The 8,229-nt window shown below is 45.9% G+C and carries 14 protein-coding genes; 4 read left to right on the top strand and 10 right to left on the bottom strand.

The genetic code is table 11. From position 1 onward, the window contains the following. Positions 1-46: 46 nt before the first annotated feature. The gene (locus BLS62_RS13560) at positions 47-835 is read right to left on the bottom strand and encodes a hypothetical protein (protein ID WP_093181632.1); all 789 of its coding nucleotides are present in this window, start codon (positions 833-835) and stop codon (positions 47-49) included. A gap of 360 nt (positions 836-1,195) precedes the next feature. Here BLS62_RS13560 and BLS62_RS32585 point away from each other — a divergent pair, with 360 nt between their 5' ends. Continuing rightward, positions 1,196-1,327, top strand: a complete 132-nt coding sequence (locus BLS62_RS32585; protein WP_280141820.1) for a hypothetical protein — start codon at positions 1,196-1,198, stop codon at positions 1,325-1,327. A 606-nt stretch (positions 1,328-1,933) separates the two neighbouring features. Beyond that, positions 1,934-2,149 carry a hypothetical protein gene (locus BLS62_RS30790; protein WP_143521557.1) on the top strand — a complete coding sequence of 72 codons (216 nt, stop codon included), beginning with the start codon at positions 1,934-1,936 and terminating at the stop codon, positions 2,147-2,149. A gap of 76 nt (positions 2,150-2,225) precedes the next feature. Here the strand turns inward: BLS62_RS30790 and BLS62_RS13550 are convergent, their stop codons facing one another. The 8 genes from BLS62_RS13550 to BLS62_RS13515 all read right to left on the bottom strand — a co-directional run bounded on the left by BLS62_RS13550 (position 2,226) and on the right by BLS62_RS13515 (position 6,611). After that, on the bottom strand, positions 2,226-2,954 hold the full coding sequence (locus BLS62_RS13550; RefSeq protein ID WP_159436540.1) for a tyrosine-type recombinase/integrase: 729 nt from the start codon (positions 2,952-2,954) through the stop codon (positions 2,226-2,228). Positions 2,955-3,322: 368 nt separating this feature from the next. Next, positions 3,323-3,457, bottom strand: a complete 135-nt coding sequence (locus tag BLS62_RS32580; protein ID WP_280141838.1) for a hypothetical protein — start codon at positions 3,455-3,457, stop codon at positions 3,323-3,325. Between the two features lie 136 nt (positions 3,458-3,593). Then, entirely contained in the window at positions 3,594-3,800 is a 207-nt protein-coding gene (locus tag BLS62_RS13540; protein ID WP_143521556.1) for a hypothetical protein, read from the bottom strand. 617 nt (positions 3,801-4,417) lie between these two features. Then, a complete protein-coding gene (locus tag BLS62_RS13535) occupies positions 4,418-4,900 on the bottom strand; it encodes a hypothetical protein (RefSeq protein ID WP_093181620.1) in 483 nt (160 codons plus the stop codon). A 9-nt stretch (positions 4,901-4,909) separates the two neighbouring features. Next, complete coding sequence (locus tag BLS62_RS13530) at positions 4,910-5,131, bottom strand: hypothetical protein (RefSeq protein WP_093181617.1); 222 nt, start codon at positions 5,129-5,131, stop codon at positions 4,910-4,912. Positions 5,132-5,172: 41 nt separating this feature from the next. Beyond that, positions 5,173-5,430: a DUF2312 domain-containing protein gene (locus BLS62_RS13525; protein WP_093181615.1), complete on the bottom strand. Its 258-nt coding sequence runs from the start codon at positions 5,428-5,430 to the stop codon at positions 5,173-5,175. 56 nt (positions 5,431-5,486) lie between these two features. After that, positions 5,487-5,762 (bottom strand): hypothetical protein, encoded by a 276-nt coding sequence (locus BLS62_RS13520; protein WP_093181612.1) that lies wholly within the window; start codon positions 5,760-5,762, stop codon positions 5,487-5,489. Positions 5,763-6,296: 534 nt separating this feature from the next. Further along, on the bottom strand, positions 6,297-6,611 hold the full coding sequence (locus BLS62_RS13515) for a helix-turn-helix transcriptional regulator (protein ID WP_093181609.1): 315 nt from the start codon (positions 6,609-6,611) through the stop codon (positions 6,297-6,299). A 331-nt stretch (positions 6,612-6,942) separates the two neighbouring features. Here BLS62_RS13515 and BLS62_RS30785 point away from each other — a divergent pair, with 331 nt between their 5' ends. Together BLS62_RS30785 and BLS62_RS13505 are read left to right on the top strand one after the other, a co-directional pair. Continuing rightward, positions 6,943-7,158, top strand: coding sequence for a hypothetical protein (locus BLS62_RS30785; protein ID WP_143521555.1), 216 nt, complete (start codon positions 6,943-6,945; stop codon positions 7,156-7,158). Next, complete coding sequence (locus BLS62_RS13505) at positions 7,155-7,643, top strand: hypothetical protein (RefSeq protein WP_093181604.1); 489 nt, start codon at positions 7,155-7,157, stop codon at positions 7,641-7,643. Before BLS62_RS30785 ends, BLS62_RS13505 begins: the two co-directional genes overlap by 4 nt. Before the next feature lie 99 nt (positions 7,644-7,742). Here the strand turns inward: BLS62_RS13505 and BLS62_RS13500 are convergent, their stop codons facing one another. Beyond that, entirely contained in the window at positions 7,743-8,111 is a 369-nt protein-coding gene (locus BLS62_RS13500; protein ID WP_093181601.1) for a hypothetical protein, read from the bottom strand. Between the last annotated feature and the right edge of the window lie 118 nt (positions 8,112-8,229).

Raw genomic sequence — 8,229 nt, 5'->3', positions numbered from 1 at the left:
GAAACTAGCAAAAAGCATTTAATTATATATTGTTTGAAAAGAGCCTTCATTTAGCAGCCTCCGCAAAAGTGAGGGTCTCAATGAACGGATCTGTGCTGTTTTGTGGTGCGGGAGCAGTAAAATACGTGACAGATGTCTGCCCTATGAACCCTGAAGTGGTAGAGCCATAAAGTGGCACTCGATCCAGCGCATATCCGAATTCGGTCGCGGTCGTTGCTATACCTTGTCTGGTACCTTGGGTATAAAAATAGTCAGGTCCAGTCTCTGCATTGTCATGGGTAGCAATATCTTCGTCTTTAGCAGCATGTATGGCATCCGTGCCGCTCGCCCCATTAGGCGGTATGCTGAGTGCCACATCTCCTAAGCCATTCGGAGAAATCGGTGCGCGATAAGAAACACGGCGCCCTGTTAAGGAAGGGACCGTGCCATTGGTGTCAGTAATGTCATCCACACTAAACCCGGTTACGCTTCGCGCTAAGGTAATGTTAGCGGCAAAAGAAGATAACCCCGTGGTGGCAGGTGCACCAATTATCTGGATATCCAGAGGACTGTCCGATATCTCAATCGGAACGTCCTTATAAATAGCAGTTGATGGCAAAAATTGGCGAAACTCACTGTCCAGCGAGATCTTTTTGGGCAGCGCATCTGGTGCGCATAGACTAGAATGTAGAGTTGTGTAGTCTGTTCCAACCAAAGCGACAACATCTGCTATGGTTGGAACCAGCCAAAGCCCCAAAAATATTACTGAAAAATCGGATAGTAGATCAAGAGTTGCGACGTTCTTACCGCACCCTTTAAACCAAGCATGCCATGCATTATTCACAATTTGTGCCATTACTGCTCCAACATGTATCACTCAAGTACTTAACTAAACTAATGATGCTATATTGCTGGATAATGACTTGTAATTTTTCACAAATATTAAGTAGAATTGTCATTCGTAACTAAGCATGCACCAACATAAACATTAATATAGTATTAATTCATATTTCTTGAAAATTATAATCTAATATTGAAAGATATACTTATGGAGAGTTAGTTTATGTATTTTTACAGTTGAGCTAAGTGAATTTAGCTATTGAACTAGGCATTATATCAAGAACAAGAGATTCCTATGAGTAGACGACCTCGCGTAATAATAGCCCTGCTTTTTTAGGCGAAAGTTGCGCTAGCTGCTATCCGTGGCGAGAAGACTTTGAGCGAATTGGCTCAGGAACTTGTGCTGAACAAGGATGATGTCCAGATGATGACCCGGCAACTCAAGGAAGCCGTTCACAACAAGTGCTTTAAGGCGTATTCCCGAAAGATTGGCGCGATTTTCGAATAGGAATACGCGTATAAACAAAAAGAGAAAACAGTTTGAGTGATCCAGATTAATGGCAAACTGCATTAAATCGGGAAAATTCACTCTTTGCAGGCCACGTTGCTGGTGCTCAGAACTGGGCCATACTCGCATCGGTCATCGAGATGTGCAAACTGTACGGTATAAATCCGCACGCCTATATGGGATGATACTCTGACCAAAATCGCCCAAGGTCACAACAAAACAAGCTTAAAGACCTTCTGCCTTGGAATTTTGACAATTCGTAAAGTCGAGGTGTTATTGAAACAGCGATTACGTTGATATCGTGCAATTATATTTGTGATTGGCGCTCGGAGAGAGCGGCAGCTGATCAACTATATCAGTTGCATCAACTGCGCATTCAGTCACTTCAGTCGTAGGCAGCTCCACTGCCATACACCCCATTGTAATGAAGTGCCGTGAGAACCTATGCCTCCCCACAAAATCAGACATTTGAAAACACAGATACTTGCATTGATAGACCGCTTGGTTTGCCAGCCGCCAGTCACTGACATTGCAAACTTTGTTTATCAGTATAGTCGCGTCAAGAAGGCAGATAATTCTTCGGCATAAATTACGCAGGAGGACTTTATGAAAGTGGGGCAGAGACTATTTGCCGGGAAATATGGAAGAAAAATTGGCCCGTTATTCATGAATCAAGATAGCAGTGGAAAGAATAAATGGGGAACACATTTTGACCCACCTAATTATGCATACTTATATGTGGGTCAATTATCGTGGATTTCTTCAACGATTTCAATGGGGAAAAAGTGTAGTGGAGGCCTCTGCCGGAGCGATGCAATTTAGACTTATCAATTAGTTAGGACAGAGGTGAGGGAAAAACTACCCACCAGAAGACATGGAGTTAGTTAGATCGAATCCCTCACTTTCTTAGCAGCTTTGAGGAGCCTGTTCTGCTCAATTTCTTATTGTCTGCTTTTCGCGTATAAATCTCTGCGGTGCTCAGCTTTTCCCAACCAAACATGCTCATGAGTTCGTGGGCGGTTGCGCCTTGTTCGGCAGCAATAACGGCATCCGCTTTTCGGATTCCATGCGCGGCGCAATGTGGCAAACCGGCCTGATTGCACCAATCACTGAAGCGATTTCCTAGTCCCTTGATTGAGTATTGTTTGCCCCACTGTGTTTCTATGAATGTGGCTTGATGATCGAGGCCTTTAATTGCGGCAGCTAATGGTGGGAGCATAGGCATATCGATCACCGTTGAAGTGTTATTCTCGTTTTTCTTTGTTGCTATTTTGAAATGCTGTAATTCGGTTTCTGGGTCACAATAAAGGTGCTTTGGCCCAAGTCTCGATACATCTGATATCCGCAAACCCGTACATCTAATGATCAAGAAACATAGGTGGGCTCTCGAACCTGGCTTGTGATGAGCGACAAACTGCTCCATTTCATCGTGCGTCCAAGTGTGGTGGCCGGACTTGCTTGCTTTGAATTTCTTAACACCATGAGCTGGGTTTAATTTAGAAAGCCCAGCTTCTCCGCATGCCCATTCGAAAAGCGCGGATAGAGCCTTCACTCGATGGTTTGCGGCCTCTGGCTTGTCGGCCTTTTGATCGCGTAGTTTTGTGATGTGAGCCTTGCGCAAGCCCATATAGTCTATATCCCGTAAAGGAGTTTCAGAAGTGCTGAGGCACGTCTCATCGCTGATTGTTGTTAGTACACGCCGTTTTTGATCTCGTGTGGATTTGGCCAAAGTTGAACCAACGCGGCTGAGATACTCTTCTATGAGCCACCCGAAGGTACCTTGTGTTTTTAAAATGCTCTTCCTAGATTTTGCTTTTTCGTTTGTTTTTGTGAGGCCAAGCTGTGCGCGGGCCACCTCATCTAGAAAGGCTTGCGTTCCCGGCTCTCCTCTTAAACGAATGCGGTGTGACTTTCTGTCTTTCCGAAAATACCGACGTATCTTGCCGTGCCTGTCCCGCTCAGTGTGTATGCCTCGAATTTTGATCGGAGCCATGGTTACACAAAGTCCCTTGGAATATCGTTGACTGACGATGTCGTGGGGTGGTTTGAGTAAGGAAGTTCATCGAAAGCTTTGTCCAGATCTCGGATGTCCCAAACTTTCTTCGTGTTCATAATGCGCGGTTTTGGCATAAATCCCTCCATTACCATTTCATCAAACAAGCTAGTACAAACACCAATATACAGTGCTGCAGCTACTCTACTGAATCCGCGGGGCGTAATGTTTAATTGGTGAGGTTTGCTATTCAACATTTGCTCCCCACTGGGTTTAGGTGGAAAATTCGACCATGAGCTTTTCAAGCATATCTACTGTGCGGTCACGCAGGGCGTCCGGCACGTGCTCTTTTACCTTTTTCGCTAGGTCGCTGTCGGCGTTAACTGCAATGGCTGTTAGGGCTTCTGCAAAGGCTTCAGGGTTCCTTGTCAACTTAATGCCGATGTGAATAGGATTGACTTCTGTTTCCAGTCTCATCATGGCCCCTCTTATGTCTCAGGAAGTAAATTCACGCCAAGCGACATCACGAAATCACCGCAAAAATCGAATGGCATTACCTGCGGCCAAGTCGGACAGCAATAATCTCCTGTGTGGTGTTGGATACCTTGCACACCCAATATCGGCCTGGGTACATGTCGCCTACAAATTCCTCCCGCCATTGATGTCGAGGAAACGTCAAAAAAGGCACAGTCACAACATTGAGCTGACTTTGCAGATGATCTATTTCGTTGTTTTACGCTGCTGGACTGAGGGAGCGATTTAATAAACTCTCTTTCCAGTTGCAAAAGCGACACTCGACCTAGATTTGGGGTCCGGCGGGCACCGTCGTCCGACATCACCCAGTTCGCAATGTCGGAAAGTTGAGTATCAACACCGAATACCGCCATATGAATTGCGTAAACACATCTAGTCGTAAGTGTTATGCCTAGATTGGAAAAATGCTCCTTCAACAGCTCTGTATTGCGGTTTTTCATGTAAGGCATTGTTTGTCCACCTGTTGCAAGGAGCTGCCATAGCGAACTGGTTGCCTGCTGAGCAAGCAGATCTGCCACATCCTCATTAGGTTGACGCAGCAAATCAGCGGCAAGAACACCGGATTATAGGGCATGGTTTACCTCTCGTGTTCTGGTCCGATATGATGCTGGCTGAGGGAGATTATTTGCCTTGCAGTGTTCTTTGATTGCTGTTCTCACACATTGTTCTGAGTATTGTGTGTTTGTTGCTATCGTGGGTACGGACCAGCCAAGCTTGTCTGCCAGATTATAAAAGAGCTGCCTGCGAGATGACGTTGCTGTTGGGCTGTTGTTATTTGCCCGAAAGATCGCATCAAGCGATGTTCCGTTGTTCATCTTGACCTCAAGCACAATGTCTTGTGCATCCAGCGGCATTTCAAAGAATATGGGGCACATTGCTCTCTGCCTTTCCTCCCGTTTGGGAGCGGGGAAAGCAGCGGGGAGGCCCTTGGCAGCGGAATAGATTGCACCGACATGACACTTCGAGACCCCATAAATCTGGGCGATCCGGTTGAAGCTCATACCCTGTCGGGTACGTACTAAAATGGTCTGATCAGAAGAAATCATGGTTCTCTCTCAATGGTTGGTCTGGGCTTCAAAAGTGGTTACTTGAACGGCGATAAAATTTGAGAGAATACTCTGCAGTTTGGCTTGGTTTAACTCGTCATCGAGAGCGGGTGCAAAATGGAGAAGTCCGATACCCAAAACAACCAGTACTGCCAGCTTCATTGCCTCGCTAAAGAGGAACAGAGGTACGTTGCAGCGATCACTAAATACGTCATTATCAATGCTATTCATGGGTCTGTTCCTCTTGCATGGTTACTGAGGGAGGAGGAGGCTTAGCTGCTGGGTCCGGCCATGCCGAGGGCGTGGAGGTAGAGATCTAGGATGGCTTCTGCTTCTTCTCTGTCATGTGGTTTGAGTTTACGTAGGGAAACAATTTTGCGCATGGCTTTCACGTCAAAGCCGTTGCCTTTGGCTTCCGCGTAAACAACTTTGATGTCGTCTGTGAGGATCTTCTTCTCTTCTTCCAAGCGCTCAATGCGCTCGATAAAGGCTTTGAGTTGATCGGCTGCAACGCCGTCTGCATCTGCCATGATAGGGTTCCTTGGCTAGGATTTGGTATGAACGCAAACGCTATGCGCAGTGTGGTTCAGGTGCGGCCCATTTGTTGAAGCAGCTTTGTGAATGCTGTTTGGGCATTATCGAAAGTTTCGCGCAGGGCGTAGACGCGGTTTGCTATGGCAGCATGGTTGTCCGGGAAGAGCTTGATCATTTCACGCAAGTCATCGCGGGCAAAGCAGACGTCTGAATGTGTTTCAGAGGAGATAACGAGTGCCTCTTTACCGATTTCAGCAGCGGCCCTTACGACACGGAGCGGCTTGGTCTTGAGAAGTGCGGGAAACGGGATGATCTGGGCGCTAAGCATTAGGATCTCCAAAAATGTAAGCTATTGGAGATATTTTAAATACAGAAAATTTGTAATGTCAATAAAAGTATTGCAAAATATTTGTAAAAATATATATTTTTTGATGCTGCTTTGTCATTATTCTTCTTGTTGACATCTGTCCAAGAGTGGGGTGATTAACAGAAAGTTTTTTGCTGAAAAGGCGGATTGGCAGGTCTTCGACTAATATCTGTTATTGAACAATTTTTGCACGTAAAATGCATTTGTGCGTATAGTGGCCGGTGGTCAGATTTCTGAATCTGAGTAATAGGTGAGTTGAACTGATGTTTAAGTGTCTGTTGCGGGAGGGTTAATAGCAAATTCAGTTATGTACAAGTAGTTGTTTTTCCTTAGTTAATTCAATTAAAAGTAAGTCTAAATATGTGGGCTGAATTAATTGGGGCTAACTTCAAGTTTGTTTTTTCGGTTTATTGGGTTTGCATATGTCTTCACTAGGCGCTGTCTGGGGGGTGGTATGACCGATGCATTAAAACTGTCACAGTTAGTGGCAATGGCTCATATTTCTGGGTTGTCAATGGACTTTTTGGAGTCGCTGACCCGGGGTCTGGATGCCCATGCTTTTGCCATTGTTGTTGGTAACGTCTCAGCTCTTCCTAAAAAAAGAAAGTCTAATGACGTTCCATAGCAACTATTGATCGCTAAAGCGCCTTTGAGTGAGAGGCGCTGTGTTCCGTTTTCCCAATTTGCCATTTGCGAATAGCTTGCGCCGATGCTGGTTGCAAGCTCCTTCGTTGAAATGTTGTAGTGCTCTCTAAGCCATTTGAGGCGCTCGGAGACATTTTTGTTTGATGATTCTATTGGTTGTTCCATGCCTATATAAATCCCATATTACAAAAAATTTGCACCTAAAAAGAATTTGTACTTGCTAAGTAACAAATAATTTGTAAATACTAACTCAAGGATAACGTTCGTGACATCGTTAGTGTTTTAGGCCGTGACGCAATCAAGGAAGCTCTAGGCGTCAGGGATGGTGCTGTTTATGCGGCTGAGCAGAAAGGATTGTTTCCCGCAGCGTGGTTTGACGCACTCGATCAACTTGGGCAGGAGCATTGTAACCCTTTACCCAGATCACTCTTCAACTGGAAACGAGCGATGCCTGCTCAACCAGCAAGTGATGTTATGGGCATCTGCTGAGTATCGAATGAGCTTTATTTTTGCAGGCATCGGCCTATGGGAAGCAGTTGGTCGCTGGCTCATGGATCTGCTGCTCTCACTTACAACAGTGACCGAGAACTCCATGATTGAGAACAAGTGCTCTGAAACAGCTTTCTCTGTCAGACCTTTGTTCTTGCCTATCAACCTAGCGTCTGATCCTCAACAGGTCATTGGGCTTTTGGAAGGGACAGGGTACACATGAGCATCTCCAGAACAGATATTGGTCGCAAGGTCTGGGTATGTCGTCAGACCAAAGAGCTCATCAAAGCCTTCGGCGGGCAGGAGTGTACCGCGAGCTTTCTTGATCTAGGGCTGTCGACTATCAAGAAATGGCCTGATGTGAAAGAGCCGGGAAACCTGACTCTCATGAGCCTTTTAAAACTGGAGGAGGAGCTGGTTTCAATTGGTCTTGAGCCGGTATTCGCTCTGGAGCACCTTCGAAGCCTAGGCTATACATCTCGCCAGCTCAGTGTGAAAACCAACAAAACCCCAGCAGCTTGTGCTCTCGATATGGTCCGGGCGGCGTGCGATGCCATCAAAGCAGCTTCAGAAGCAGCTGTGGACTGGGAGATTACCCCAGCCGAACACTGCCGCATCGTCGGCATGTTTGAAGTCGCGCAGAAGGAATACGCGAAGTATCACACCGCCTACAAAGCCTCCATCTCCAATGAAGATGGAGAGGGGTGATGGGCATTGCAATCTCACATCTGCTTTCCTTTGTGCTGGCGGGTACTAGCAGCACTGTGCAATGGCGCGCGAAGTGGTGCTTTTTTACTATTAAGCTCCTTAAAAGGTGCTTGATATGATCTCCACGTCAGCTTTAGAAGAACTCTCTAGCAGTTTCTTAGTTAGCTCTTCAGTTTTAGACAAACTCTCTAGCCGTTTTTCAAATCGCTGGCCTGCAATAGAAAAGCTCTCTAGATGCTTCTTAGCTATCTTAAAACTCTCAAGCTGTTTTTTAACCTGCTCGTCGACTTCAATAGAGTTCTGTAGCTGTTTCTTAATTCGCTTATCAATTTTTGCCAAACTCTCTAGCTGTTTCATAATTCGCTCTTTAGTTTTAGACAAACCCTCTAGCCGTTTCTCAAATTCTACTTTTTTGTCGCTAAGAGTTGTTGTTACGCATTTGACTTGTTCAACTTCCGTATCACTCATGCTGGCAGTTCCTTTCCTCGGGTTGCCAGTGTGTGCAGAGGGTCCTGCTTTGTTGGCGCATCCAGCGAGGCTCTCGGCATCTTTTTGCGATGACGATTGCAGCACGCAATTGCCTGGG

This window comes from Pseudovibrio sp. Tun.PSC04-5.I4, from assembly GCF_900104145.1.
In the GTDB taxonomy this organism is placed as follows: Bacteria; Pseudomonadota; Alphaproteobacteria; order Rhizobiales; family Stappiaceae; genus Pseudovibrio.
The sequence above is the reverse complement of the archived record's forward strand: the minus strand, read 5'-3'. Positions and strand labels throughout refer to the sequence as shown.